Origin of the sequence: Cupriavidus metallidurans CH34, assembly GCF_000196015.1 — a bacterium.
GTDB lineage: Bacteria > Pseudomonadota > Gammaproteobacteria > Burkholderiales > Burkholderiaceae > Cupriavidus > Cupriavidus metallidurans.
Genome location: NC_007974.2, coordinates 261,586 through 287,209, shown reverse-complemented (window position 1 = coordinate 287,209; position 25,624 = coordinate 261,586). Strand labels below are relative to the sequence as shown.

Here is a 25,624-nt window from a genome sequence, read left to right as displayed (position 1 = left end):
GCGTGATTCCTTCGTATCCGTTTGAACTAACTGTCAGTGGAGAACGTGGCCCGGTCAGCCGATGCTGAGGAGCGTGTCGATGATCGTGCTGGCCGTCTGGATGACCTTCGCATTCGCCTGATAAAGCTGCTGGAACTTGAGCAGGTTCACCGTTTCCTCGTCCATGTTCACGCCGGACACCGACTGCTGTGCCGACGTAACCTGCGTAGTGATGCTGTCCTGCGACTCCGAGGCAATGCTTGCCGACTTGGCATCGCTGCCCACCTGGTTGACCAGCGACGCATAGGCGTCGTTGAAGCTGGACGTGCCGTTGATCGTCTTGGCGGTCTGCAGCTTGGCCAGCGCCAGGGCGTTGCCGTTGTCAGCCGTCGCGCCGGAGTTGCTCGACAGCGTGAACGTGTCGCCCGCCTTCGGCGTGCCGTCGAAATGGAAGGTCAGCCCACTGAAGGTGTAGTCGGTGCCGGTACCGCTGGCGGCAGTGCTGGTCGGGGTCACTACGTTACCCAGGGCATCGGTGAACGTGTAGCCGGCGCCCGTGTATTTCGCCGTGATCTTGCCCGACAGTTGCGTGAAGCCCTGCGCCACGCCGCTGAGCTTGGCCGTGCCGGATCCGGTGTTCTGCGTGCTGGCGTCGGCGCGTGCCGGCGAAGCGGCGGCCACCTTGGCCGGGTCCGTGATCAGCGTGCCGAAGCCTGCCGCGGCATTGCGTGTCGGCTGGATCAGGAACGAATCGTTGGCGCTCATCGGTCCGTTGAGACTGACGGAAATGCCGTCCGCGGAGATGCCGCTCAACGAGGTCGACGTCGCCACGACGGTGTTGTCCGACAGACGCGTCAGCGAGTAGTTCGTGCCGTCGAACTTCAACGAGTAGTCACTGGTAGTCAGGCTGCCGGCGTTGGTGATCGTGGCCGTGGCGACCGCGTTCGACTTATTGTTCGCGTTCGCGTACGTCGTCGGCTGGCCCAGCGAGAAGAGATCGGTGCCCGTTGCGCCGTTCAGGTCGATACCGAGCTTGTGCTGGTTGTTGAACACCTGGCCAATCGCCAGCGACAGGCGGCCGATGGCGTTCTGCGCCTGGTCGAGCGACTGGCTGCGGAAGCGCAGCAGCCCGCCGATCGAGCCACCGGTCACCGAACCGTCCTCCGACTGCACTGTGTTGCCGTTTGGCAGCGTGTAGCCGATCGTGATGCGGCTCGGGTCCGCCGCCGACGGCACCGCGGTCATATCGTACGATTCGGAGCCCATCACCAGCGGCTGGCCGTTGCCGACGAAGACGTTATACGTATTGCCATCCTGCACCACGACCTTCGCGCCCACCAGCTTGGTCAGCTCGGACACGGCCTGGTCGCGCTGGTCCAGCAGGTCGTTGGGAGGCTGGCCGCCCGATGCGGCGGTCAGTTGCGAGATCTGCTTGTTCAGGCTGGCGATCTGCTTGGTGTAATCGTTGACCTGACGCACCGACGACGTGAGCTGCGTGTTGATGCCGTCCTGAAGCTGCTTGAAGTAGTCGCTCGACGCCTTGACCTGGCCGGTCAGCGCCTGGGCGGCGGACAACATGCCTTGCCGCGCCGCGGTGTCGCCCGGCGTGTCCGATACCGTCTGGACTGCGGCAAAGAACTTCTGCATCAGCGGGGCCAGGCCCGCGTTCTGATCAGCCAGCAGGTTGTCGATCTGCGAGATCTGGCTCGAGAACGTGGACAGCTCGCTGCTGGCCGATGTGGCCGTGCGAAGCTGGCCGGTCAGGAAACCGTCGTAGACGCGCTGCACGGTAACAGTGCTGGAGCCCTGGCCGAAGAATCCGGAGCCCGTGAACTGGCCGCCGGCCGACGCGATGATCGTGCTCTGGCGCGTGTAGCCCGGAGTCGCGGCATTGCTGAAGTTGTGGCCAGTGGTCGTCAGCGCGTTCTGCGCCACGTTCAGGCCCGACAGACCGATATTAAACAGAGACATGTTTGTCTGACTCCGGATCGAATGGCAAGCCGGCGGCACACGGCCGACGGCGGTGGATGTGCTGAATAACGGCCGGAACGCCGCTCAACTTTAGCGCGGCAAATCGTGAAGATGCGGGGTAGTTGTGAGCGCGCACTCTCGTGAAGAATTGCTTCCACAAACGCCAATAGCGCGACTGACAAGCGCCGCGCCATGCAGGTTCACCGATTGTTTTCTCCCCTCGCCCACAACGCGGCATAGGGGACCAACCCGCTATCGCGATGCTTCAGGTTGAAACCTTCTTCATGATCCGGACGAGCTTCTCGCCGTAGGCCGGATCGGTGGCATATCCCGCGCGCTGCAAGCCGTGGGCGGCCTCGTCGGCGCTGTTTGCCGCCACCACGCCCGCGTAACGCGGATTGGAGGTCAGCAGCCGCGCATAGTCATTACAAGCCTCTTCGTAGGAGCCATAGGCTCGGAAGCGGGCACGCACCTTCTGCGGCTGGCCATCGACGTATTCGGTGGTCAGTACCTCCGTCGTCGGGCCCTTCCAATTCGCACCGGCCTTGATACCGAAGACGTTGAACGACGTCGAGCCATCCGAATTCAGGATCTCGCGGCGTCCCCAGCCCGATTCGAGCGCGGCCTGGCCAACGATCAGCTTGGCCGGCACGCCCGATGCGCGCGACGCGACCATTGCCGGGCCTGCCATGCGGTTGACGAAGCTGCTGATGTGTTCGGGTGTGTCGTTGGGCAGTTGTCCCAGTTGGGCCTGGCCATTGCCCTGCCAGTCGGCCTGGTTCTGGTACTGGCGCACGCCGGCGGTCGGGTTCCACGCCGGGCCGGGCAACGTCGTGCCCACCGGCAATGCCGGGCCATCGGCATCGGTCGCGCCACGGCCGTCAAGCAGCCCGGCCATCTGGGCGTCCTGGATGCTTGCCGCGGTGACCCCGCCAGCCGTAGCCATGTTCGGCGGTAGTTGCTGGCCCGTGGCGCGCGCAAGCTGGCGGATCATGACATCGGCCAGGCCGATACCACGTGTGGAGAGCTGTTGCGACAGCTGCTGGTCCATCATCGACATGTAGAGCTTGGTCTGCTCGTTGTCGAAGAGGCCGTCAGACGGCGTCGCGTCGCGCATGCTCTTCAGCACCATGTTCGTGAACACGGCTTCGAACTGCCTGGCGGCGGCCTGCAGCGAACCGCTGTTGTTGCCGGCGCGCGCCTGGTTCTTGAGCGCCTCGAACCCTTGCGTGTCGAGCGCGAAGCGCTGCGAGATATCGGACTGCCCGGAGAGCGTCGCGCCCGTCATCAGATGATCTCCAGCTCGGCGCGCAGGGCGCCCGCGGCACGCATGGCCTCCAGGATCGTCTGCAAGTCGGCCGGGGTCGCGCCAAGCGCGTTCAGGCCCTTCACCACTGCCGCCAGCGATGCGCCGGCCTTCACGATCTGGAGTGATCCACCGCCCTGCTTCATGTCGATCTGCGACACCGGCGCCACCACGGTCTGACCCTGGCTGAACGGCCCGGGCTGGCTGATGACCGGCTGCGTGTTGATCACGACCGACAGGTTGCCGTGCGCGATCGCGCAGTCTTCCACGGTCACTGCCTGGTTCATCACGATCGAGCCCGTGCGGGCATTCAGGATTACCTTGGCGGCGGCCTTGGCCGGCGTCACGTCGAGGTTCTCGATCCGGGCCATGAATCCCACGCGCGCCGATGGCGCCTGCGGCGTGCGCACCTGCACCACGCGGCCATCCATGGCGGCAGCCGTTCCCGCGCCCAGATTGCGGTTGATCGCCTCGACCACGCGCTCGACGGTGCCGAAGTCGGTGTCCTTGAGCTCGAGGTTCATGAAGCCGCCTTCCGGCTGGAAGGAAGGCACGGCGCGCTCTACGATGGCGCCGTTGGCGATGCGGCCCACGGCGAGCTGGTTGATCTGCACCTTGCTGCCGTTGGCCGATGCACCCGCGCCGCCCACCAGCATGTTGCCCTGCGCCACGGCGTACACCTGCCCGTCGATACCCTTGAGCGGCGTCATCAGCAGCGTGCCGCCGCGCAGGCTCTTGGCGTTACCCATCGACGACACCACCACGTCGATCTGACTGCCAGGCTGTGCGTACGCCGGCAGCGCTGCGGTCACCATCACCGCCGCCACGTTCTTGAGCTGCATGTTCTTGCCCGCTGGCAGCGTGATGCCAAGCTGCGACAACATGTTCTGCAAGCTCTGCGTGGTGAACGGCGTCTGCATGGTCTGGTCGCCGGTATTGTCCAGCCCCACGACCAGGCCATAGCCCACGAGCGGGTTGTCGCGCACGCCCTGGAACGTCGCCAGGTTCTTCAGGCGTTCCGCATGTGCGTGGCCAAAGCCCAGGCCCAGGAAGAGCGCGAGCAGCAGGCCAGCAAGAAAGACCGCACGACCTGAGCGGGAATGAAGGCCGGGCGGGGTGCCCAAAAGCGAGCCTGGCTTGTGGAAAGGCATCGGAGGCAAAAACATGGCGAAATCAGAACGGAAGGACATTGAGGAAGAAGCGCTGCAGCCAGCCCATGTTCTGTGCTTCGTCGATATACCCCTTGGCGGTGTACTCGATACGCGCGTCCGCCACCTGGGTGGAGAGCACCCCATTGTCGCCAGTGATCGTGCGCGGATTGACTACACCCGAGAAACGAATGAACTCCGCGCCCTGGTTGATGGCCATCTGCTTTTCGCCGGACACCACCAGGTTGCCGTTGGGCAGCACCTCCAGCACGGTCACCGTGATGGTGCCGTTGAACGTGTTGTTCGCGGAGGACCCGCCGCTGGCCTTCAGCGTGTTGGTACCGCCGATGTCGGCGTTCGAAGCGGAGCTGAACAGCCCAGCCAGCGCGCGCGGCACCGCGTTGAAGCTCAGCGTGCTGTTGCCGGCGCGGCTGGCGTTGGAGCCCGAGTTCTTGCTGGCGTTGATGTTCTCCGTGATCACGATGGTCAGGATGTCACCAACATTACGTGGCCGCCGGTCCTCGAACAGCGGATTGCCCGCCGCGTAGGAAGACGCAAAGATCGAGCCCGTGGGTGCGCTCACCGGGCGCGATTCGGCGCGCGCTGTGGTGGGCAGTTGCACGAGCGGCTCCTTGGGCATCATCGCGCAGCCGCCGCTGGCCAGCGCGGCCAGGCCGACGATGGCGTGCGCGACGAATGCGACGATGCGAGAGCCAGAGCGAGTGGCGGCCATGGTCATTGCCATTTATCCCATCTGGGTCAGACGCTGCAGCATCTGATCCGACGTCTGCACCGCCTTGCTGTTGATTTCGTACGCGCGCTGGGTCTGGATCATGCTCACCAGTTCTTCCACCACGTTCACGTTCGACGCTTCGACGTAGTTGTTCTGCAGCGTGCCCGCGCCGTTCAGGCCCGGCACCGTGGTGTTCGGCGCGCCCGAGGCATCGGTCTGCACGTACAGGTTCTCGCCCATGCTTTCCAGCCCGGTCGGGTTCGGGAAAGTGGCGAGTTGAAGCTGGCCCACCGTGGCTGCGTTGGTCGAGCCCGGCTGCATCACGGTCACCGTGCCGTCACGCGCGATGTTCACCGAGGTGTAGTTGGCCGGCAGCGTGATGGCCGGATTGATCACGAAGCCGCTCGACGTGACCAGCTGACCGTTCTGGTCCACCTGGAACGAACCATCGCGTGTATAGGAGGTGGTGCCGTCTGGCATCGTCACCTGGAAGAAGCCGTTGCCGATGATGGCCACGTCCTTGGCGTTGCCCGTTTGCTGCGGGTTGCCTTGCGTGTGGATACGCTCGGTTGCCACGGGACGCACACCGGTACCGATCTGCATGCCGGACGGCAGCACCGTCTGGTCCGACGACATCGCGCCCGGTTGGCGGATCGTCTGGTACATCATTTCCTCGAACACGGCGCGGCTGCGCTTGAAGCCCGTGGTGGACACGTTGGCCAGGTTGTTCGAGATCACGTCCATCTGCGTCTGCTGCGCATCAAGACCGGTCTTGGCAATCCAGAGAGAGCGGATCATGGTGTTCCTTGTCTTAGCTTTTCCGCGCTGGCTTCAAGCCCGCGCGCTTCAATTGTTGGAGAGCAGCGCGTTGGCCCGCTGATCGTTGCTGTCGGCGCCCGTGATCATCTTCATCTGCATTTCGAAGCGACGCGCGTTGGCGATCATTTCCACCATGGACTCGACCGGGTTGACATTGCTGCCTTCCAGCGCGCCGGAGATTACGCGGACGTTGGGGTCCTGCTGAAGCGGGTCCACGCCCGGACGCAGGCGGAAATAGCCGTCGTCACCGCGCGCCAGCCCTTCGGGCGGCGGCGTGACGACGCGCAGCTTTCCTACCTGGGCCAGGCCGTTCGCGGCCTCGCCCGGGCCACGCGCGGTCACGGTTCCATCGGTGCCGATCGACACCGTGGAACCGGGCGGAATCCCGATCGGACCGCCGTCGCCCATCACCGGCAGGCCCAGCGAGGTCTGGAGTTGTCCGTCCGGCGACACCTGCAGCGATCCCGCTCGGGTGTATGCCTCGGAGCCGTCCGGCATCTGCACCGCCAGCCAGCCGTTGCCCTGCAGCGCCACGTCCAGGTTGCGGCCCGTGTAACTGAGCGGACCGGCTTTCATGTCGGCGCCTGGCGTCGAGGCCAACGTGAAGGCGCGTGTTTGCGTCTCCTGCCCCACCACCGGCACGGCGCGGTACATGTTGACCTGCGCCTTGAAGGCCGTTGTGGAAGCATTGGCCAGGTTGTTCGATACCGCGGCCTGCTGGTCGAGTATCTGCTTGGCGCCCGACAGGGCGGTGTAGATCATGCGGTCCATGACGCTGCTTGAAGTTCAGGCTGAGATCAGAGGTTCACCAGCGTCTGCATGACCGTGTCCTGCGCCTTGATGGTCTGCGCGTTGGCCTGGTAGTTGCGCTGGGCGACGATCAGGTTCACAAGCTGGCCGGACAGGTCCACGTTCGACTCTTCCACCGAGCCCGACTGCAGCGTACCCATCGAACCGCCGGCCACGCCGAGCAGTTCCTGGCCCGAGGCGCCGGTGGCGGACCACACGTTGTTGCCTTCCGGCTTCAGGCCTTCGGCATTGCCGAACGCGGCCATGGCGATCTGGCCCAGCGACTTCGTCTGCTCGTTCGAGAACGAACCGAGGATCGTGCCGTCTGACTGCACCGAGAAGCCCAGCAGCGAGCCCGACGTGAAGCCGTTCTGCACGATGCTCTTCGGGTCGTTGTCCGCGCCGAACTGGGTGGTGCCCGACAGATCCAGCGTAGCCGTCATCGCGGCGGCGCCATTGGCGGCCGGCAGCGTGACCGTCGGCATCGTGGTGGCGCTGGGCGCCTTGAGCATGCCGTTCGCATCGAAGGACAGCTTGACCGTCTGCAGCACGTTGCCGGACGCGTCGGTCACGTTCATGTCCCAGTCCGTGCCGCCGAATGCGTTGGGCGGTGCCGGGGTCGTCGCCGGGATGCTCTTGCCGAAGTACGCGGTGAGCTGCTGCTTGTTGCCCAGCGAGTCATACACCGTCATCGCCGTGCTGTAGTTGAACATGGTCGAGTTCGGCAGCACGGGCGGCGTGGCGCCCGGCGTGCTGACGAACGCGTTGGTCGGTACCGTGCTGCGCGAATCGAGCTGGAACTGAGCCTTGATGTTCGTGGTGGCCTGCGGCGGCATCTGCGCGTTGCTGATCACGATCGGCTGCGGCGCCACACCGCCGGCCGTGGTGCCGGCCGGGTAACCGGTGACCTGCAGGCCCGACGCATTGACCAGACGGCCATCGTCCAGGCGCTGGAACTGGCCATTGCGCGAGTAGTACACCCCGCCGTCCGTGCTGGCCAGACGGAAGAAGCCGTTGCCGTTACTGATGGCCACGTCGAGGTTGCGTCCGGTCGACGAGATATTGCCGTTGGTGAAAGACTGCACCACCGAATTCACGCGCGTGCCCAGGCCGATCTTCGAACCTGCGTAGACATCCGCGAACTGCGCGGTCGATTGCTTGAAGCCAACCGTGTTCGCGTTGGCGATGTTGTTGCCGATCACGTCCAGGTTGGACGCCGCGGCGTTCAGGCCGCTTACCCCTTGACCAAAACCCATGATTAACCCCTATGTAGGCTGTCGTTCGTGAAATGCCCGCGCGTATGCCGGACCGGGTGATATGTGAATGCGTTCAGGAAATGCGGCGTACGTCGTCGACGCTGGCAGTCTGGCCGTTGCCGAGGTCGACCAGCACGCCCGAACTGTCGCCGCTGATCGCTTGCACCTTGCCGTAGACCAGCGCCACCGGCTTCACGTCCTTGCCATTGGCTGTCGCGGCCACCTTGAAGCTGTAGTCGCCATCCGCGACCGCGTTGCCCTGGTCGTTCTTGCCGTCCCAGGCAACATCCTTCACGCCAGCGGTCTGGCCCTTCATGTCGATCGTGCGCACCACGTTGCCGCTGGCGTCAAGCACCTGCACGGTCACGCTGTCGGCGGTCGAAGGAATGTCCACGCCAATCTGGCCCGGCACGCCGCCGGACACGCTCACGGCAGAGCCCGGCACCATCACGGTCTTGCCGATCAGGTTGGCGGAGTCCATCGCACGGCTGGCAGCGGTCTGCTGCAGCAGCTGAGTCATCGTGGTGTTCATCGTCTGCAGGCCGCTGACGGTGCTGATCTGCGCGAGCTGCGAGGTGAGCTGCGAGTTGTCCAGCGGATTGAGCGGGTCCTGGTTGTTCATCTGCGTCACCAGCATCGTCAGGAACTGGTTCTGCAGATCGGCGGCGCTGGCGCTGCCGTTCTGCAGCGCCTGGTTCACGGCCGAAGTAGTGCTGCTGCCAACGTTGGAAGTGGTGGTCATGGTGGGTTCCGGCTAGTCCTGGAGATTCGGAAGGTTGGGCTTCACTGACCGATGGTCAGCGTCTTCAGCATCATGTTCTTGGCGGTGTTGAGCACCTCGACGTTGGCCTGGTACGAACGCGATGCGGAGATCATGTTGACCATCTCTTCCACCGGATTCACATTGGGCATCGTCACGTAGCCGTTGGCGTCCGCGAGCGGATGGCTCGGGTTGTGCACCATGCGCGCCGGCGCGGTGTCTTCCATCACCCCAGCCACCTGCACGCCGCCAACATCGCTCTGGCCGGGCGTGGGCGCCATCTCGAAGATCACCTGCTTGGCGCGATACGGCTGCCCGTTCGGGGCCACCGCGCTGTCCGCGTTGGCCAGGTTCGAAGCCGTCACGTTCATGCGTTGCGACTGCGCGGCCATCGCCGAGCCCGCCACATCGAAAATGCTCATCGTTCCCACGGCAGTCTCCGTCAGCTCTGGATCGCGGCCAGCATCGTCTTGATCTTGGAACTCATCACCGTGAGGCCCGCTTCGTAGTGGACGGTGTTGTCGGCAAACGCCACGCGCTCGGTATCCATTTCAACCGTGTTGCCGTCGATGCTCGACTGCAGCGGAATGCGGTAGTCGAGTTCATGGCCGGTGGACGTGGGCGCCTGCCCCGGCAGGTGACGCACGGACGTGGTGGACAACGACGTGCCCTCGCTGCGCTGGCCGCGTTCCACCGACTGGGCCAGCGTGCTGGCGAAGTCGAAGTCGCGGGCCTTGTAGCCCGGCGTGTCGGCGTGCGCGATGTTCGAGGCAATCACCGATTGCCGCTGTGTCCTCAGGCTCAGGGCGTCCTGCTGGAAGCGGAACGCTGCGTCAAGTTTGTCCATGATGTCTGCCTTTCCTGCGTGGCTTCAAATGGCTGCATTGCGGGGAGAACGCCGTCGCGTGGCCAGGTATACGTGTCCGGCGCCGCAGTCGGGCTTCTTCAGGGTTGCCATCTTAGGGGTCGGGTTGTCACGCCAATCGCTGGAATAGGGACGGGAAACCCGCGCATTTCCGCTGCGGTCTCTCGCGACACGCTGCCTACAATGAGCCCCACTGAATGACAACGGCGCATCGCGCACTGGCGGCGCGCCACACTTACATCCTTGCTGGGATGAACGCCATGAATCTCTATCGCCAGGCCGCCGCGCTGTTGGCGCTGGCCGGCATTGCCATGAGCCAGCCAGTGCTGGCCGCGCCCGCCGTTGCCACGCCTGTGACGGCACAAACCCCATCCACACCGTTTGTCGATGACCCGGCCCGCGTGGCCGTGGAGCAGTTCCTGCTGCGCCAGGCCGGCGGCCTGCCCGGCAAGGTCAGCGTCCAGGTGGGAACGCCCTCGGGCGGCCGCGCGCCGGAGTGCGTCGATCCGCAACCGTTCCTGCCGCCCGGCGCGGCACCTTATGGCCGCGTCAACGTGGGATTGCGCTGCGGTGGCGACCGGCCGTGGACCCGCTACATGCAGGCGCGCGTGTCGGTGCTCACTGACTACTATGTGGCCGCGCGCGCGATGGGCCCGGGAGAAACCATTACCGCCGCCGATCTCGAGGTCCGTCAGGGCGATCTGGCCATGCTGCCGCGCGCCGTGGTGACCGACCCGTCGCAGGTGGACGGCGCCGTCTCCGCCAATCGCATCGCGGCCGGTTCGCCGATGCGCACCGACCTGGTCCGGAAGCCGATTGCGGTGAAATCGGGCCAGACCGTCAACGTGACCGTGGAAGGCGATTCGTTCCAGCTCAGCAGCGAAGGCAAGGTGCTGACCGACGCCGCCACCGGCAACATGGTCCAGGTGCGGCTGCGCAACGGCCAGGTCGTCAGCGGGCTGGTTCGCAGCGGCGATACGGTCGTGCTGCAGCAATAAGTCGATGAAAATTGCGGCTTCGGCACTTTTCGCCGTGGCCTGAAGTCCCCGGAAGTTAGTCGTCACACGGGCTGGAGGCCTTGGCACAACAGGAAAATGGCAGCGTCACAACCGGCACGGGCCGGGCGTGCGAAAATGCCGCGGAACTGTCAGGCGATCGCGCCGCACCACACCGGAAATGCCTAAAGTTTCCGGCGGCGCATCCGATAAGCCAGAGGAACCCAGCAAGGATTTCACCGTGAAGATCAACAATTCCCCCTCGTCCCGGCCCACCGAGCCGTCGGCATCCGAAGGCGGCGCCCGTCCGGCCGCCAGCGGTGCCGCCGCGTCGTCGGATCCCACCGCCCTGACCGGCGTGCGTGTCAGCCCGCTGGCCGCGCAGGTTCGGGAAATCGGCACGCGCCTGCTGCAGGACAGCGACAGTGATATCGATGTCGCCAAGGTTGCGGAAGTGCGCAAGGCGATTGCGGAGGGCCGGATCCAGATCGATCCCAGCAAGATTGCCGACGGCCTGCTCGCATCGCTTCATGAGCTGAGCCAGGGCGGCAGCAAACCCTGAACTTCACATGACCCAGGCAGCCCTGATCCAGACCCTTTCGATTGAAGCCGGCGCCATTGCGGCCTTTGGCCGCGCCCTTGCGGATGAACGCGAGGCCATCAAGCGACAGGACTTCCAGGCATTGACCGATCTGCTCGGCAAGAAGATGGAACTGGCTCAGGCGCTGACCCGCGCCACCGCCGCGCGCGAGGCGCAGATGATCGCGCTGAAGCTGCGCGTGGGCGCCGGCGGACTGCTGATCGGCGGCCCGCTCGAACCCGGCGTGGCCGAAGCGTGGCGCAAGGTGGTGTTCTTTGCCCACAAGGCCCGCGACGCCAACGAACTCAACGGCGCCATCGTCAACGCGCATCTGGAATTCACGCAGGAAGCGATCCAGGTACTGCGCCAGGGCGGTGCCGGCCCGAACGAAATGTACGGCCGCAATGGCAAGGCAAGCGCCACCGCGGGCGGCGTCAGTCTGGCCGCCGGCTGACACACACCCCGACCGCGACGGGTGCGGCCCCGCACCCAGGTATTCCTGCGCCGGGATGTAAACATTGCGGAACCCGGGTTCCGCTCTATACACTCGAAGCGTTCACTTCTCGGTGATCGCCATGTTCGAGGCCCTGCGAAAGACAACCAGCGCGCTGTTCGACCCCGACCGACGATTCCGGCAGGCCCGCATCTTTCACGCCGTGCGCGTGGCGCTGGCCCTGCTGGTCTCGATTGCCCTCACCACCGGCATTCACATCCCGCACGGTGAGTGGGCCACCATCACCGTTCTGGTCGTCATCGGCGGCCTGCAGCACCACGGCAATATCCGCCGGCGCGCCGCCGAGCGCGGCGCCGGCACGGTGATCGGCGCATTCCTCGGGCTGCTTCTGATCCTTCAGGAAGCCTATTTCCACATCCCCGTACTTACCTGGCTGCTGCTGGCCGTGATCTGCGGCTACTGCGCTTACCACGCCGTGGGCAAGGGCGGCTACATCGCGCTGCTGGCGGCCATTACCGTCGTCATCACGGCAGGCCATGGCAACCAGCATGTCGAGGATGCCCTGTGGCGCACGCTCGATGTGCTGATCGGCACGGTGATCGCGCTGGCCTTCTCGTTCGCGCTGCCTGCCTATGCGTCCTACTCCTGGCGCTTTAAGCTGGCCGGCATGCTGCGGAGCTGCGCGGCCGTGCACGCGAAGATCGCGCGCGGGATGCGGGACGAGAAAGAGCGGCAGCAGGACATGATGAAACTCTCGGCGTCGCTGGTGCAGTTGCGCAGCCTGATCCCATCGGTCGCCAAGGAAACCGGCGTGCCGACGGCCGATCTCGAAGAGGTACAACACAGCGCGCGGGTCTGCATCAGCGCGCTGGAAATGCTCGCGGCCATCGACCCCGTGGCGGCCGAGCCGACGGACGAGGAGCGCCACATCCGCGATCTGCTGCTGGAAATGGCCAGCGCGCTCGAGTCCGGCGACGAATCCATGGTGCAACTGAACCTGCCGCTGCCCGAACCGCATCCGGATGACCCCTCGATCGGGCACAGCTCCCATACCTTCCTGACGCTGCACCTGGCCGCCGAGATCGGTCATCTGCGCGATCACCTTGCGCAAATGGCCCGGCAGAGCCGCTTCCCGTACAACGGCACGCACTGAGCGACCGGCCCGTGATGTCGATTCCAGTGAATGCGTCTGGCCGCCCATCCAAATCTTAAAAATGAATTTTGAGTCACATGGATGAGGTGTTATTCCCGAGTCCGCCAGTCGGACTCTTCTATAAGATATAAGAATGATGGTTTTTCATCGATTCCTGTCATTGGCTAAATCGATGATTTTGAACGCAAATGGCAGCATGAAGACGGGGTGATAGCCAGACCGATGGTGAATGCGGCTGCATACATTGCGTAAATTTCACATGAAGGATTGCACCTCCGCCATGCAAAATCAGGCAAAATTCGAGTCTTGCCTCGAACCGCGACCCGGAAGAGGCATTTCCCAACCCGAATCTGATGCGAGATAAGCGATGAGCAACCAGCAGCCAACCATCATTTACACCCTAACCGACGAAGCTCCGCTGCTGGCCACCAGTGCCTTCCTGCCCATCATCCGCACGTTCGCTGGCCCGGCCGGCGTGAACGTCGTGACCAGCGACATCTCGGTCGCTGGCCGTATCCTGGGCGAATTCCCCGAATTCCTGACCGAAGCACAGCGTGTGCCGGACAACCTGGCCGAACTGGGCAAGCTCACGCAAGACCCGGACACCAACATCATCAAGCTGCCGAACATCAGCGCCTCGGTGTTCCAGCTCGTCAGCGCGATCAAGGAACTGCAGTCGAAGGGCTACAAGATCCCCGACTTCCCCGAAGATCCGAAGACCGAAGAAGAGAAGGCCATCCAGAAGCGCTACTCGAAGTGCCTGGGCAGCGCCGTGAACCCGGTCCTGCGCGAAGGCAACTCGGACCGCCGCGCGCCTGCCGCCGTCAAGAACTACGCGCGCAAGCACCCGCACAGCATGGGCGAGTGGAGCATGGCCTCGCGCACGCACGTCGCCCACATGAAGCACGGCGACTTCTACCATGGCGAGAAGTCGATCACGCTGAACGGCGCACGCGAAGTCCGCATGGAACTGCTGACCAAGAGCGGCAAGACCATCGTGCTGAAGCCGAAGGTCGCGCTGCTGGACGGCGAAGTCATCGACAGCATGTTCATGAGCAAGAAGGCCCTGCTGGACTTCTATGAAGACCAGATGGAAGACGCGCGCAAGACCGGCGTCATGCTGAGCTTGCACGTGAAGGCGACGATGATGAAGGTGTCGCACCCGATCGTGTTCGGCCACGCCGTCAAGGTCTTCTACAAGGATGCGTTCGCCAAGCACCAGAAGCTGTTCGACGAACTGGGCGTGAACGTCAACAACGGCCTGGTCGACTTGTACACCAAGATCGAAACGCTGCCGGAATCGAAGCGCGAGGAAGTCATCCGCGACATGCACGCCTGCCACGAACATCGCCCGGAAATGGCGATGGTAGACTCGGCCAAGGGCATCTCGAACCTGCACGCGCCGAACGACGTGATCGTCGACGCATCGATGCCGGCCATGATCCGTATCGGCGGCAAGATGTGGGGCGCGGACGGCCGTACGAAGGACACCAAGTGCCTGATTCCGGAATCGACTTTCGCCCGCATCTATCAGGAAATCATCAACTTCTGCAAGACCAACGGCGCGTTTGATCCGGTGACGATGGGCACGGTGCCGAACGTCGGCCTGATGGCCCAGAAGGCCGAAGAGTACGGTTCGCACGACAAGACGTTCGAGATTCCCGAAGACGGCGAAGCCCGCATCGTCGACAACGCCACCGGCGAAGTGCTGACCGCCCTGACGCAGCAGGTTGAAGCAGGCGACATCTGGCGCATGTGCCAGGTCAAGGACGCCCCGATCCGCGACTGGGTGAAGCTGGCCGTTACGCGCGCCCGCAATTCGGGCATGCCTGCCGTGTTCTGGCTGGACCCGTACCGTCCGCACGAGGCCGAGCTGATCAAGAAGGTGGAAACGTACCTGAAGGACTACGACACCAACGGCCTGGACATCCAGATCATGTCGCAGGTTCGCGCCATGCGCTACACGCTGGAACGCGTGATCCGCGGCCTGGACACCATCTCGGTGACCGGCAACATCCTGCGCGACTACCTGACCGACCTGTTCCCGATCATGGAACTGGGTACCAGCGCCAAGATGCTGTCGATCGTGCCGCTGATGGCAGGTGGCGGTATGTACGAAACCGGCGCGGGCGGTTCGGCACCGAAGCACGTCGCGCAGCTGGTGGAAGAGAACCATCTGCGTTGGGACTCGCTGGGTGAATTCCTGGCCCTGGCCGTGTCGCTGGAAGAGTTGGGCATCAAGTCCGGCAACGAACGCGCCAAGATCCTGGCCACGACGCTGGACGCCGCCACCGGCAAGCTGCTGGACAACGCCAAGAGCCCGTCGCCGAAGACCGGCCAGCTCGACAACCGCGGCAGCCAGTTCTACCTGGCCATGTACTGGGCCCAGGAACTGGCCGCGCAGAAGGGCGACGCCGATCTGGCGAAGATCTTCGCGCCGCTGGCCAAGACGCTGACGGACAACGAGTCGACCATCATCGGCGAACTCGGCGCTGTGCAGGGCAAGCCGGTGGACATCGGCGGCTACTACATGCCGGACGCCGCCATGCTGGAAGCCGTGATGCGCCCGAGCCAGACGCTGAACTCGGCGCTGGCGGCAGTGAAGGCCTAAGTCGCGCTCGCCTCGCCGCTGGCCCGGTAGTTCTGGCTGGCGGTGGTGGTTGAAAACAGAAAAGCCCCGGAGCAGGAATGCTCCGGGGCTTTTTCTTTGATGCTTTGCCGACTTAGGGGCGGGCTAACGCGCCATCGGTCCCCATCTCGCGATCACGCCATCGCCGCCTGAATGGCCTCGGCGCAGATTGCCTCGTGCCGATCCGCCGAGCCGAAGATCAAATCCGCAACAATGGCGCGCTTGTAGTAGTGGCCGATCAAGTACTCGTCGGTCATGCCGATGCCACCGTGCAACTGAATGGCCTGCCCGCAGACATACCGGGCAGCACGGCCGACAAACGCCTTGGCCTGGGAAACCCGATGCAACAGCGTGGCTTCGTCCTCATGGTCGATGGCTGCCAGTAGCGAGAACAGCATGGAACGCGCCAGCTCCATCTCCGCGGCCATGTCGGACATGCGGTGTTGCAGCGCCTGGAAGCTGCCGATGGGCACGCCGAACTGCTTGCGCACCTTGAGGTAATCCGCCGTGACCTCGACGGCTTTCTCCATGCCGCCGACAAGCTCCGCGCACAGCGCCGCCGTCGCATGCGCCAACCCGTGGCGCAATGCCCGCAAACCTTCGCCCGGCTGGCCGAGCATGGCCGAAGCCGGCACGCGCGCCCCATCGATCTCCAGCTCCGCCGCCCATGTGCCGTCATGTAGTGGCAGCGCGTGGCACGTCAGACCCGGCGTGCCGGCGTCGACGAGAAAGAGCGTGATCGCAGACGGCTCCCCACTATCGGCAAGGCGCGCCGACACGATGAAGGCATCGGCGTCCACACCGCCCAGCACCAGCGTCTTGGTGCCACGCAACGTGTAGCCGTCCGTGCCAGCCTCGGCAGACGTCGAAAGGATCTCCGGCATTCCACGCGCATCGGCCTCGCTGTACGCAAGCGCGTAACGTCGTGTCCCTTCGGCCAGTGATGGCAGCAGTGCCTCTCTCTGGCTCGGCGTGGCTGCGGCCAGCAGCGTCTGCGTGGCCAGCACGCCGCTACCCAGAAATGGCTCCAGCACCAGGCCACGCCCGAGTTCCTGCGCGATCAGGGCGGTGTCGATCACCGAACCGCCCAGGCCGCCGCAAGTCTCCGGCAGCGCGGCGGCAAGCCAGCCGTTCTCGGCAAAGGTCTGCCAGTGACGGGTACCGCCAGTCTGGCCCGCCTGGATCAACGCGGTGCGGGCTTCGAATGCATATGCCTTCTCGACGAAGCGGCGGGCGCTGTCCTGCAGCATTTGCTGCGCATCATTCAGCTTGAAATGCATGGATATGGAACACTCGTGTCGGGTCAGAACTGAAACAGCGACTTGGCGATGATGCCGCGCTGCACTTCGCTGGTACCACCGTAGATCGTGGTGGCCCGCCGGAAGAGCATGTCGGCCGCGATGGACTGCGCCACCTCCTGCATCGGCAGCGACCGGGCGCCTGCCGTGGCCGCGTGCGATCCCGGATACGCCACCGCGCCATGGTCGCCGAGCGCCTCGACAAGGAACTCGCTCATCTTCTGCTGCAGCTCGGTACCTCGCACCTTGAGGATCGAACCCATCGCGTGAGCGGCGGGACTATGGTCCGCCTCCATGGCCGCCACACGCTGCACCATCACCGTGATCGCCTGCAACTCGGCCTCCAGGCGCGCCAGGCGCAGGGCAAATTCGTGCCGGCCGATCAAGGTCCCGCCGCCCGCCCCCCGCGTGGCAGCCAACGCACGCAATTGCCGCTGGAATCGCTGCAGCGTCGGCAGGTCCGCCGTCGACGCGTGCTCGTTATTGAGCAGGAACTTGGTGAGCTTCCACCCCTCGCCCTCGGCGCCGACGAGGTTGCTCACGGGTACCCGTACGTCCTCGAAGAACGTCTCGTTCAGATGATGCGCGCCGTCGATGCTGATGATCGGCCGCACGGTGATGCCTGGCGTCTTCATGTCCACCAGCAGGAAACTGATCCCGGCCTGCTTCTTCACCTGCGTGTCGGTACGCACCAGCAGAAAGATCCAGTCGGCCTCATGCCCATAGCTGGTCCAGATCTTCTGACCATTGACGACGTAGTGATCGCCATCGCGCTCGGCGCGGGTCCGCAACGAAGCGAGATCCGACCCGGAACCCGGCTCGGAGAAGCCCTGACACCACATCCGCTTTCCGGCGAGAATCGCCGGCACGTGGGCGGCCCGCTGCTCCGGCGTCGCGAAATAGTTCAGCACGGGCCCCACCAGCTTCTGCGCGAAGCCATCCTGCGTCGGCGCGCCCGCGGCGCTGCACTCCTCGTCGAAGATCAGCCGCTGCGGCACGGTCCAGCCGGTACCGCCGTGCTCGCTGGCCCAGTACGGCGCGCCCCAGCCCTTGGCGTGCAGGATCCCCTGCCAGCGGGCCAAATCCGCGCGTGGGGAGCGAAAGCCACCCTTGCGGCGCGGCAGGTCGGGGGGAAGACTCTCGCGCAGGAACTCGCGCACCTCCTGCCGGAATGCCTGCAGGCTGGGGTCGGGTCGGAAATCCATCTGAAGCTCTCCTGATCAAGCCAATGGACTTCACAGTAAGCGGCCAGACGTTGAAAGACAGCCCCCCGCTACTGGTGGGGGGGCCAATATGCGCCAGGCCCCGTCGCCACATGACTTCGCTATTCCATATGCCGGGTCTCGCCGGAAGCACTACACTAATCCTCACCCGCAGACTCTCCAGACGAGGCCCACCATGCAGGCTCCCGACACACGGCGTTCCATTCGCCTCTACGTCCTCTGCCTTTGCATCCTTGCCTGGCTCGGCGGCTGCGCGGCGCTGACGGGTCAGGAACCGCTGCGGGTTGCCGTGGCTGGTGTCGAACCGATACCGGGCGAAGGGCTGGAGATGCGCTTCAACGTCAAACTGCGCATCCAGAATCCCAACGATGCGCCGATCGAATACAACGGGGTGTCACTGGAACTGGACCTGAACGGCCAGTCCTTCGCCAGCGGTGTCAGTGACCAGAGTGGGACCGTACCCCGGTTCGGCGAAACGGTGATCGACGTGCCATTGACCGTCCCCGCGTTCTCCGCCGTGCGTCAGGCGTTCGCCTTCGCCGGCGGTGTGAGTTCGGGCAACATTCCATATGAAGTGCGCGGACGACTGGCAGGCGGCTTTGCTGGCGGCACGCGCTTCACCGATCATGGAAAGCTGTCGCTGCCGACAGGGGGCACTTGAGTGCTGATCCCACAAGTCAAACGCCCCGAAGCATCGCTGCTCCGGGGCGCCGATCAAGCACGATTATCTTCCGCTGATCACCTCAGGCAAGCTCCTGCACCAGCGTCTCGCCTTCGACTTCCTCGTCTATCGCATCGACCTCGCGGCCCGGCAGGCACAGGTTGAGCACCACGGCCACCAGCGCGCCGACGGTGATCCCGGAACCGAATACTTCCTTCACGAACGCGGGCAGCTTGGCGAGCAGATCTGGACGGATCGTCACGGCCAGACCGCAGCCGATCGACACGGCGATGATCAGGCTGTTGCGCTTGGTCGGTGCGGAATGGCCCAGCATGCGGATGCCGGCCGACACGATCATCGCGAACATCATCAGGCCCGCGCCACCAAGCACGGGCTGCGGAATCGTCACCACCAGCGCGCCGAGCACCGGGAACAGCCCCGCAAGCACCAGCATCCCGCCCGTCAACGCCACCACATGGCGGCTGGCGACACCGGTCAGCGAGACCACGCCCACGTTCTGCGCGAACGTCGAGACGGGGGGGCTAGACAGCAGCGCCGCGAAAGCGGAGCCGACACCATCGCAAAGAATGCCGCGCGCCAGCGTCTTGCCAGGCATCGGCGTGCGCGTCGCCGAACCTAGCGCCATGAACGTGCCAGTCGTTTCAACGATGGTGACCAGGAACGCCAGGGACATCGCGGCGATACCGGAAATCGGGAACTTCATGCCGAAGCTCGCGGGCTGCGGCAGCGCGAAGACCGGCGCATCATGAAGCTGCGAGAAGTCCACCATGCCAAGCGCCAGGCAGATGAGGTACCCGATCATGATGCCGAGCACCACGGCCGACGCCGAAACGATGCCCTTGCCCCATTGCACGAAGCCGATCACGAGCAACAGCACGATGCCTGCAATCGCCAGTGAGCCGGGCGCCGCGTAGTTGGCGCTACCCGCGCCACCCGCTGCCCAATCGATTGCAACCGGTGTCAACGACAGGCCGATCATTGTGACGACGACACCTGTCACCGTGTGCGGAAACAGCTTGCGAATTGTCGGCATGAAGAAGCTGCCCACAATCATCACCAACGATCCGGCCAGCGATGCGCCGAGAATGCCTGGCACACCATGCTCGAGGCCAACACTGATGCCGGCGCCAACAAACGTGAAGCTGGTGCCCATGACGCAGGGCAGTCGAATGCCGACGGGACCGACACCCTTGCATTGGATGATCGTGACGATGCCGGAGCCAAGCAACGCGGCATTCACAAGCGCGACGATCTGATCTGGGGGAAGTTTGAGCGCGCCGCCCAGAACGAGCGGTACGGCGATGATGCCGCCAAGCGCGGCGAGCAGATGTTGTGCGGCAAGCAGCACGGTCGTCAGGATCGGTGGACGATCCTCGACCTTATAAAGCAACGTCTCCATGCTTCAGGGTCTCCTCGGTTGATCCGGTCATAGCCGAATTTGTCCTCGGGTTTTTATCACAGAACCTGTCGCTTTTGCATACAATTTTTGTAATACAAATTATGCATCCTAATGGCGGAAACGAAATCCTGCATCGGCATCGCCTTGCCAAACAACCACCCTTGCGCGTATCGCACGCCGCGCGCCATGAGATAGTCCGCCTGTTCCTGGGTCTCCACACCTTCGGCAATCACCGCGACGCCGACGTCCTTCGCCATGTCGATGATGTGCGCCACGACATGCCCCCTGACCGAGTTCGTGCCGATGGCCGACACGAACGATTTGTCGATCTTGATGTAGTCCACGTCCAGTGAGCCAAGGTACGAGAGTGACGAGTAGCCCGTGCCGAAATCATCGATCGCCACGCGGATGCCAAGCTTGCGTAACCGCTCGATGTTCGGGATGACGCGGCTGGCTTCGAGCAGCACACCTTCGGTGGCTTCGACCATCACGCCGTCAACGCCACACGCTTGCCTGACATCGGCAACGCGTTGCGCGATCGCGCAAGCGGCCAGATCCTCCGCAGACAGATTGACCGAGAAGTACATCGCACGGGCAAGGTCCCGCGGTAACGCCTGTGCGTCGGCGACGAGCAGATCGAGCATTCTGTTCGTGAGCTTCCTGATGCGGTGATGCCGCTCCGCCAGCGGGATGAACTTGTCGGGCGCGATCCACTGCCCGTCGTGGCACCAGCGCATCAACGCTTCGGCGCCGATCCATTTCCCGCTTTCCAGTTCGACAATCGGCATGTACGCGAGGGACAGTTCATCGTCACGTAGTGCGCGATCAAGCTGCCGCAGCAACCCATGCCGCCGACGCAGCCCCAGGCGCGCGAGCGCCACGAGCGCACCGCCGAGCAACGCGCCGAACGGTACCAGCCACGTCGCGACATTCCGCCAGTTGGCGTGGAGCGCGCTGGCCGGGGACATCACGACAGCTGCATAGTCACGCGAGGGAGAGAGGCTGACCGACCCCGTGGCGCCACGGTGCTGCCACGTGATTGTGCCGCGTTCCCGAATCAGTGGCGGCATGCCGCCAAGGTCTATCGGGTCGCGTTGCACGACGATCTGTCTGTTGGAAATGGCGACCAGCGCGATCGCGAAGCCGTGACCGCCGCCGCCGGTGTCGAGAAGCATGTCCGGCAGCGCCAAGCTCGAATAGCCGGTGACCGAGTCAGTCAGCGCAATGTATCGCCGGCTCTCATCGAACGGCAACTTCACGGACGTCCGCACCCAATTGCCAAGACGGCTTCGGTAGGCTGGCGGACCGATCGGGATACCCGCGTCCCCGTCTCCGTACCCGTAGGACGAGCATTGCAGCACGTTGCCTTCGACATAGCCCACCACCTGCAGATAGCTTGCGCCGACGGCGAGGTTGCGCATCAGCGCAACGTTGTCCGGGGAACATGGAGATGTGGCGCCATGCCGCCTCAGGGCCGCATTGATACGCAAGTTCTGCTCGCTGAAGACGTGGACCCGGTACAGGACCTCCGCAGCAAGGATGCCGGTGTGCAGCTGCTGCTCGCTCAGCGCGAGGCGGTAACTCATCCAGACAGAGGCACAGACGGGAAGCATGAAGGCTAGTGCAAGCGCCGCATAGGTCACGATCCTTGTTATCAGCCCCCTCATCCGCACCTCGATTCGTTTTTTTTGAGCCGATCAATCTATGCACTACGGCGGTTCGACGCTTAACCACTGGGGACAATAGCTTGACGGCTCGGGACATGACACCGCTGCATTTGAGAAATGACATATTGATGCTCAATAAAGTCCGCCCGGCATCCGTTAGCGCTTCGGATCGGGATATGGGGCGTTCCCCCGGGGCTGCTTCTTCGCCCGCTCCCGACAGTCAATGACAACAATCGAAGACCACACAGGAGGACCACAATTCATGCGCCTGCTTCGCGGTATGACAATTCAACGCAAGCTCATCCTGAGCACAATCACCTGCCTCCTGCTCGTTGTGACAATGACCGCGATGCTCATCCTGTGGCAGATCAGCAAGGGGCTGCAGGAGCGCGTGGTCGATCTGGAATTGCCGGCGATCGTCGGCGAGATTCGCAATGACATGCTGCATCAGATCGCACGCCCGTTGGCCGCCGCGCAGGCAATGGCCGGCAACACGATGCTGCGTGACTGGGAGAGCAACGGACTCGCGGACGACTACGTGCCGACGTGGCGTCGCTACGCTGCGGAGATCAAGTCACGCAATCAGGCGGACGCGGTCTTCTGGGTATCGGCCAGCCAGGGCAAGTACCTCACGGAGAAAGGCGTGGACCGCACCGTGCAGGCGGATTCCGCCGGGGACAAATGGCTCTTCGACTTTCTCTCACGCGGCAAACCCTACGAGCTGTCGCTGGACAAGGATCGCAATTCGGACAGCTACATGCTGTTCATCAATGCGCGCGCGGAAGCCGGTAATGGCAAGCTCGCCGTGGCGGGTCTGGGGCTTTCCATCAATCATCTGGCCGAGACGATCAACGGATATCGCCTGGGCAGGACCGGCTCGATCTTCCTGGCTCGCGCCGATGGCAACGTACTGATGCATCGCGATGCGAGACTGGCGGAGGCCGGCACGCCGCTGGCGGACCTGCCAGGCTTCACCACTGATGCCGCGCGGACGCTGCTCGCGCGGCAGCCGTTCGCGCACACGGAGGTTGATGCCCCGGAAGGCAAGCGAATCGTTGCGGCATCCTATGTGCCCGAGCTGGACTTGTACGTGGTAGCGCAGGTGCCCAAGTCCGAGGTTCTCGAAGAGATTCGCCACTCGTCGATCATCGCGGCCGTGACCGCGGGCCTGTCGGGCAGCCTGCTCGGCGTCATCGTGCTCTATTTCGTGATCCGTGCGCTGGTGGCGCCGATCGGTCGCGTGGCCAGCGCGCTCGACGCGATCGCCACGGGCAACGGTGACCTGACCCAGCGGCTGCCGGTGGACTCGCAGGATGAGGTTGGCCGGCTTGCGGATGCCTTCAACCGCTTCGTCGCATCACTGAATCGCACGATCGGAGATGTTCGACAAGGCGTGGTGGCCATCGCGGATGCGACACGCGAAATCGCGCAGGGCAATCACGACCTGTCCACCCGCACGGAGAATCAGGCGGCGGGCGTGGAGGAAACCGCCTCCGCCACCGAACAGCTCACGGCCACCGTGGCCACCAACGCGGACACCGCGCGCCGCGCGAGCGCGCTGGCAGCCTCGGTATCCATGGACGTGCGCCGCAGCGGCGAGATGATGACCAACGCGGTATCGACCATGGAAACGATCACGCATAGCGCGGGCCAGATGTCGAGCATCATCGACGCCATCGAGGGCATCGCATTCCAGACGAACATCCTGGCGCTCAATGCAGCCGTGGAGGCCGCGCGTGCCGGCGAGCATGGTCGCGGCTTTGCCGTGGTGGCGGGAGAAGTACGGGGACTGGCACAGCGCTCGGCAAACGCCGCCAAGGACATCAAGACGCTGATCGTCGGCACCGAGGAAGCCGTTCGTACCGGACGCTCGCTCGTCAATGAAGCCGGCGATGCCATGCAGCAGATCGTGCCGGCGATGCAGCAGGTCAGCACGCTGGTGGAAGAGATCGCGGAGGCCAGCGGCGAACAGAGCCGCGGCCTGGGCGAAATCAATCTTGCGATTACCGAGATGGACAGCACCAACCAGCAGAATGCCTCGCTGGTGGAGCAGGCGGCCGCCGCCGCGAAATCGCTCGAGGATCAGGCGACCGTGCTCAATCGCGTGGTCGCCGTGTTCAAGCTGGACGAACGCCTGCTGCAGGCCTGATCAGCCGGCCCTGCGCTTCCATTCCGCGTAAAGATCCGGGCACGATGCCGGCCGCACCGGCATGTACCGGATCTTCATCGACTGCTCGGCGAACGGCTTCGCCAGGTCAGCATAGATGGCCGCGGTGGAAAGACCGTATGGCTCGCCATCGTCGTTCGAATAGGCGTAGGTCACTTCCTTCACGCCCGCCATCCGCATCGCCGCCATGCACATTGGGCAAGGATGTCCGCTGGCATACACGGCACAGCCATCCAGGCTGGGGCTGCCGAGCTTCTGGCTGGCGGCGCGGATGGCCGTCAGTTCCGCATGAGCGGTGGGGTCGTTGGTGCTCAGGATCTGATTGACGCCGGTGGCGATCACTTCACCGTCCTTCACGATGACGGCCCCGAACGGCCGGCCGCCCTGTTCCAGGTTGGTGCGAGCCAGCTCAATGGCTTCGCCCAGATATCGTTCCGCGTGATTCGTGTTCATGTTGCTTCCTGCTCTTTATGGATTGCCGCTCTGGCGGCGGGCCAATGGTAACCGCGGACGACGCATCCTCGCTTCGTTCGCTTATCGCACATTTGCATTGCAGCGCATCCGTTTTTGACCGTCGTTGACACGCCATTGCGTGGATGCGTCCCCGATAATGACCCGCGCCGATCCCATCGGCTGCATATGTTCCGCCATGCGGACGCAATAAAGAGAATCAAAGTAGGAGATGACGTCTTGCGTATCAAGCATCAAGCCTCGCGCATTGCGCGCGTTGTAGCCATTGCCGTTGCCGGCCTTTCCATCCACCACGGCGCCATCGCCGCCGACGCATGGCCGGCCAAGCCGATCAAGGTGATCGTGCCCTATACCCCGGGTGGCTCCACCGATACCGTTGCGCGCGTGGTGTTCGAGAAGGTTTCACAAAGCCTTGGCCAGCCGATCGTGATCGAGAACAAGCCGGGCGCCAACAGCACGCTGGGCGTCGGCGTGGTGGCCCGTTCGGCGCCCGATGGCTACACCTTCGTGTCCGTGCTGGCCGCGTACAGCGCGAACATGTCGCTGTATTCGAAGCTGAGCTACAAGCCCACCGACCTGGCGCCGGTCGCCGAGATGGCTGAACTGCCGCTGTTCCTGTTCTCCAGCAAGAAGCTGCCGGTCAAGACCGTGGCCGAACTGGTCGACTACGGCAAGAAGCATCCGGATACGCTGACGTTCGGCTCCAGCGGCATCGGCAGTTCGGCGCACCTGACGGGCGAGCGGCTGGCGATGGAATCGAAGGTCAAGATGACCCACATTCCGTACAACGGCAGCGCCCCGATCCTGCCCGCGCTGGTCTCGGGCGAGATCTCGATGGCGTTCGATCCGCTGCTGGTGCCGATGCCCCACGTGAAGTCGGGCAAGATCAACGTGCTGGCCGTGGCATCGGCCAAGCGCTGGCCGAGCGAGCCGAACATCCCGACGATGGAAGAGTCCGGTTTCCCGGGCTTTGTGATGAGCTCCTGGACGGGCCTGCTGGCACCGGCAGGCACGCCGCAGCCCATCATCGACCGGATGGCGAAAGAGATCGCCGCCGCCACGCGTAACCCCGACGTGACGAAGAAGCTGACGGAGCTGGGCTTTATTCCAGTCGGCGGCACGCCCGAGGAGTTCCGCAAGCTGATCGAACGCGATACGTCGCGCTACGGGCAAATCGTGAAGGCTGGCAAGATCACGCTGGACTGACGACTGACAGGTACGGGCGCCGCCACGGCGCCTGTGCTTGTGCCTGTATCCGCGCAGCGTGGGCAGTCTCTCCG

General features: G+C 64.1%; 23 protein-coding genes. 8 read left to right on the top strand and 15 right to left on the bottom strand.

Annotation, left to right across the window (positions count from 1 at the left end):
• Nucleotides 1–54: 54 nt before the first annotated feature.
• The 10 genes from flgK to flgB form a co-directional block, all read right to left on the bottom strand.
• Nucleotides 55–1,950: a flagellar hook-associated protein FlgK gene (flgK, locus tag RMET_RS19440; RefSeq protein ID WP_011518261.1), complete on the bottom strand. Its 1,896-nt coding sequence runs from the start codon at nt 1,948–1,950 to the stop codon at nt 55–57.
• A gap of 265 nt (nt 1,951–2,215) precedes the next feature.
• A complete protein-coding gene (gene flgJ / locus RMET_RS19435) occupies nt 2,216–3,238 on the bottom strand; it encodes a flagellar assembly peptidoglycan hydrolase FlgJ (protein WP_011518260.1) in 1,023 nt (340 codons plus the stop codon).
• Complete coding sequence (locus tag RMET_RS19430) at nt 3,238–4,422, bottom strand: flagellar basal body P-ring protein FlgI (RefSeq protein ID WP_011518259.1); 1,185 nt, start codon at nt 4,420–4,422, stop codon at nt 3,238–3,240. The genes flgJ and RMET_RS19430 overlap by 1 nt, the downstream gene beginning before the upstream one ends.
• A gap of 7 nt (nt 4,423–4,429) precedes the next feature.
• On the bottom strand, nt 4,430–5,143 hold the full coding sequence (gene flgH, locus RMET_RS19425) for a flagellar basal body L-ring protein FlgH (protein ID WP_011518258.1): 714 nt from the start codon (nt 5,141–5,143) through the stop codon (nt 4,430–4,432).
• Nucleotides 5,144–5,149: 6 nt separating this feature from the next.
• A complete protein-coding gene (gene flgG, locus RMET_RS19420; RefSeq protein ID WP_008641159.1) occupies nt 5,150–5,935 on the bottom strand; it encodes a flagellar basal-body rod protein FlgG in 786 nt (261 codons plus the stop codon).
• A gap of 48 nt (nt 5,936–5,983) precedes the next feature.
• Nucleotides 5,984–6,727 (bottom strand): flagellar basal-body rod protein FlgF, encoded by a 744-nt coding sequence (gene flgF, locus RMET_RS19415; protein ID WP_011518257.1) that lies wholly within the window; start codon nt 6,725–6,727, stop codon nt 5,984–5,986.
• A gap of 26 nt (nt 6,728–6,753) precedes the next feature.
• Nucleotides 6,754–8,001, bottom strand: a complete 1,248-nt coding sequence (gene flgE, locus RMET_RS19410) for a flagellar hook protein FlgE (protein WP_011518256.1) — start codon at nt 7,999–8,001, stop codon at nt 6,754–6,756.
• A gap of 73 nt (nt 8,002–8,074) precedes the next feature.
• The gene (locus tag RMET_RS19405) at nt 8,075–8,743 is read right to left on the bottom strand and encodes a flagellar hook assembly protein FlgD (protein ID WP_011518255.1); all 669 of its coding nucleotides are present in this window, start codon (nt 8,741–8,743) and stop codon (nt 8,075–8,077) included.
• Between the two features lie 41 nt (nt 8,744–8,784).
• Nucleotides 8,785–9,192, bottom strand: a complete 408-nt coding sequence (flgC, locus tag RMET_RS19400) for a flagellar basal body rod protein FlgC (RefSeq protein WP_011518254.1) — start codon at nt 9,190–9,192, stop codon at nt 8,785–8,787.
• 11 nt (nt 9,193–9,203) lie between these two features.
• Nucleotides 9,204–9,611 (bottom strand): flagellar basal body rod protein FlgB, encoded by a 408-nt coding sequence (gene flgB, locus RMET_RS19395; protein ID WP_024570479.1) that lies wholly within the window; start codon nt 9,609–9,611, stop codon nt 9,204–9,206.
• A gap of 275 nt (nt 9,612–9,886) precedes the next feature.
• On the opposite strand from flgB, the gene flgA reads away from it, so the two are divergent.
• The 5 genes from flgA to RMET_RS19370 all read left to right on the top strand — a co-directional run bounded on the left by flgA (nt 9,887) and on the right by RMET_RS19370 (nt 15,419).
• Entirely contained in the window at nt 9,887–10,624 is a 738-nt protein-coding gene (gene flgA / locus RMET_RS19390; protein WP_011518251.1) for a flagellar basal body P-ring formation chaperone FlgA, read from the top strand.
• A 178-nt stretch (nt 10,625–10,802) separates the two neighbouring features.
• Nucleotides 10,803–11,183, top strand: coding sequence for a flagellar biosynthesis anti-sigma factor FlgM (flgM, locus tag RMET_RS19385; protein ID WP_008641152.1), 381 nt, complete (start codon nt 10,803–10,805; stop codon nt 11,181–11,183).
• 7 nt (nt 11,184–11,190) lie between these two features.
• Nucleotides 11,191–11,655 carry a flagellar protein FlgN gene (locus RMET_RS19380; RefSeq protein ID WP_008641151.1) on the top strand — a complete coding sequence of 155 codons (465 nt, stop codon included), beginning with the start codon at nt 11,191–11,193 and terminating at the stop codon, nt 11,653–11,655.
• A 121-nt stretch (nt 11,656–11,776) separates the two neighbouring features.
• Entirely contained in the window at nt 11,777–12,808 is a 1,032-nt protein-coding gene (locus RMET_RS19375) for an FUSC family protein (protein WP_029306948.1), read from the top strand.
• A 367-nt stretch (nt 12,809–13,175) separates the two neighbouring features.
• Nucleotides 13,176–15,419, top strand: coding sequence for an NADP-dependent isocitrate dehydrogenase (locus RMET_RS19370; protein ID WP_011518249.1), 2,244 nt, complete (start codon nt 13,176–13,178; stop codon nt 15,417–15,419).
• A 152-nt stretch (nt 15,420–15,571) separates the two neighbouring features.
• On the opposite strand, the gene RMET_RS19365 is transcribed toward RMET_RS19370, so the two are convergent.
• Both RMET_RS19365 and RMET_RS19360 read right to left on the bottom strand, forming a co-directional pair.
• Nucleotides 15,572–16,717, bottom strand: coding sequence for an acyl-CoA dehydrogenase family protein (locus RMET_RS19365; protein WP_011518248.1), 1,146 nt, complete (start codon nt 16,715–16,717; stop codon nt 15,572–15,574).
• A 23-nt stretch (nt 16,718–16,740) separates the two neighbouring features.
• On the bottom strand, nt 16,741–17,940 hold the full coding sequence (locus RMET_RS19360; protein WP_011518247.1) for an acyl-CoA dehydrogenase: 1,200 nt from the start codon (nt 17,938–17,940) through the stop codon (nt 16,741–16,743).
• Between the two features lie 193 nt (nt 17,941–18,133).
• Here RMET_RS19360 and RMET_RS19355 point away from each other — a divergent pair, with 193 nt between their 5' ends.
• A complete protein-coding gene (locus RMET_RS19355; RefSeq protein WP_017512617.1) occupies nt 18,134–18,619 on the top strand; it encodes an LEA/WHy family protein in 486 nt (161 codons plus the stop codon).
• An 82-nt stretch (nt 18,620–18,701) separates the two neighbouring features.
• On the opposite strand, the gene RMET_RS19350 is transcribed toward RMET_RS19355, so the two are convergent.
• Both RMET_RS19350 and RMET_RS19345 read right to left on the bottom strand, forming a co-directional pair.
• Nucleotides 18,702–20,039, bottom strand: a complete 1,338-nt coding sequence (locus RMET_RS19350) for a nucleobase:cation symporter-2 family protein (protein WP_011518245.1) — start codon at nt 20,037–20,039, stop codon at nt 18,702–18,704.
• Nucleotides 20,040–20,095: 56 nt separating this feature from the next.
• Nucleotides 20,096–21,625, bottom strand: coding sequence for an EAL domain-containing protein (locus RMET_RS19345; RefSeq protein WP_224444601.1), 1,530 nt, complete (start codon nt 21,623–21,625; stop codon nt 20,096–20,098).
• Nucleotides 21,626–22,046: 421 nt separating this feature from the next.
• Between RMET_RS19345 and RMET_RS19340 the strand changes: the two genes are divergently transcribed.
• Entirely contained in the window at nt 22,047–23,855 is a 1,809-nt protein-coding gene (locus tag RMET_RS19340; protein WP_231138536.1) for a methyl-accepting chemotaxis protein, read from the top strand.
• Here the strand turns inward: RMET_RS19340 and RMET_RS19335 are convergent, their stop codons facing one another.
• Nucleotides 23,856–24,326, bottom strand: coding sequence for a nucleoside deaminase (locus RMET_RS19335; protein ID WP_011518242.1), 471 nt, complete (start codon nt 24,324–24,326; stop codon nt 23,856–23,858).
• Nucleotides 24,327–24,563: 237 nt separating this feature from the next.
• On the opposite strand from RMET_RS19335, the gene RMET_RS19330 reads away from it, so the two are divergent.
• A complete protein-coding gene (locus RMET_RS19330) occupies nt 24,564–25,550 on the top strand; it encodes a Bug family tripartite tricarboxylate transporter substrate binding protein (RefSeq protein WP_008641121.1) in 987 nt (328 codons plus the stop codon).
• Nucleotides 25,551–25,624: the final 74 nt, after the last annotated feature.

Bases quoted from the DNA above. Each gene is read 5' to 3' on its own strand.
- RMET_RS19380 (WP_008641151.1), top strand. From the start codon at position 11,191: ATGACCCAGGCAGCCCTGATCCAGACCCTTTCGATTGAAGCCGGCGCC.
- flgF (WP_011518257.1), bottom strand. From the start codon at position 6,727: ATGGACCGCATGATCTACACCGCCCTGTCGGGCGCCAAGCAGATACTC.
- flgJ (WP_011518260.1), bottom strand. From the start codon at position 3,238: ATGACGGGCGCGACGCTCTCCGGGCAGTCCGATATCTCGCAGCGCTTC.
- RMET_RS19350 (WP_011518245.1), bottom strand. From the start codon at position 20,039: ATGGAGACGTTGCTTTATAAGGTCGAGGATCGTCCACCGATCCTGACG.
- flgA (WP_011518251.1), top strand. From the start codon at position 9,887: ATGAATCTCTATCGCCAGGCCGCCGCGCTGTTGGCGCTGGCCGGCATT.
- RMET_RS19375 (WP_029306948.1), top strand. From the start codon at position 11,777: ATGTTCGAGGCCCTGCGAAAGACAACCAGCGCGCTGTTCGACCCCGAC.
- RMET_RS19340 (WP_231138536.1), top strand. From the start codon at position 22,047: ATGACCGCGATGCTCATCCTGTGGCAGATCAGCAAGGGGCTGCAGGAG.
- RMET_RS19405 (WP_011518255.1), bottom strand. From the start codon at position 8,743: ATGACCACCACTTCCAACGTTGGCAGCAGCACTACTTCGGCCGTGAAC.
- RMET_RS19360 (WP_011518247.1), bottom strand. From the start codon at position 17,940: ATGGATTTCCGACCCGACCCCAGCCTGCAGGCATTCCGGCAGGAGGTG.
- RMET_RS19365 (WP_011518248.1), bottom strand. From the start codon at position 16,717: ATGCATTTCAAGCTGAATGATGCGCAGCAAATGCTGCAGGACAGCGCC.
- RMET_RS19355 (WP_017512617.1), top strand. From the start codon at position 18,134: ATGCAGGCTCCCGACACACGGCGTTCCATTCGCCTCTACGTCCTCTGC.
- flgE (WP_011518256.1), bottom strand. From the start codon at position 8,001: ATGGGTTTTGGTCAAGGGGTAAGCGGCCTGAACGCCGCGGCGTCCAAC.
- flgK (WP_011518261.1), bottom strand. From the start codon at position 1,950: ATGTCTCTGTTTAATATCGGTCTGTCGGGCCTGAACGTGGCGCAGAAC.
- RMET_RS19370 (WP_011518249.1), top strand. From the start codon at position 13,176: ATGAGCAACCAGCAGCCAACCATCATTTACACCCTAACCGACGAAGCT.
- flgM (WP_008641152.1), top strand. From the start codon at position 10,803: ATGCCTAAAGTTTCCGGCGGCGCATCCGATAAGCCAGAGGAACCCAGC.
- flgH (WP_011518258.1), bottom strand. From the start codon at position 5,143: ATGACCATGGCCGCCACTCGCTCTGGCTCTCGCATCGTCGCATTCGTC.
- RMET_RS19430 (WP_011518259.1), bottom strand. From the start codon at position 4,422: ATGTTTTTGCCTCCGATGCCTTTCCACAAGCCAGGCTCGCTTTTGGGC.
- RMET_RS19345 (WP_224444601.1), bottom strand. From the start codon at position 21,625: ATGAGTTACCGCCTCGCGCTGAGCGAGCAGCAGCTGCACACCGGCATC.
- flgG (WP_008641159.1), bottom strand. From the start codon at position 5,935: ATGATCCGCTCTCTCTGGATTGCCAAGACCGGTCTTGATGCGCAGCAG.
- RMET_RS19335 (WP_011518242.1), bottom strand. From the start codon at position 24,326: ATGAACACGAATCACGCGGAACGATATCTGGGCGAAGCCATTGAGCTG.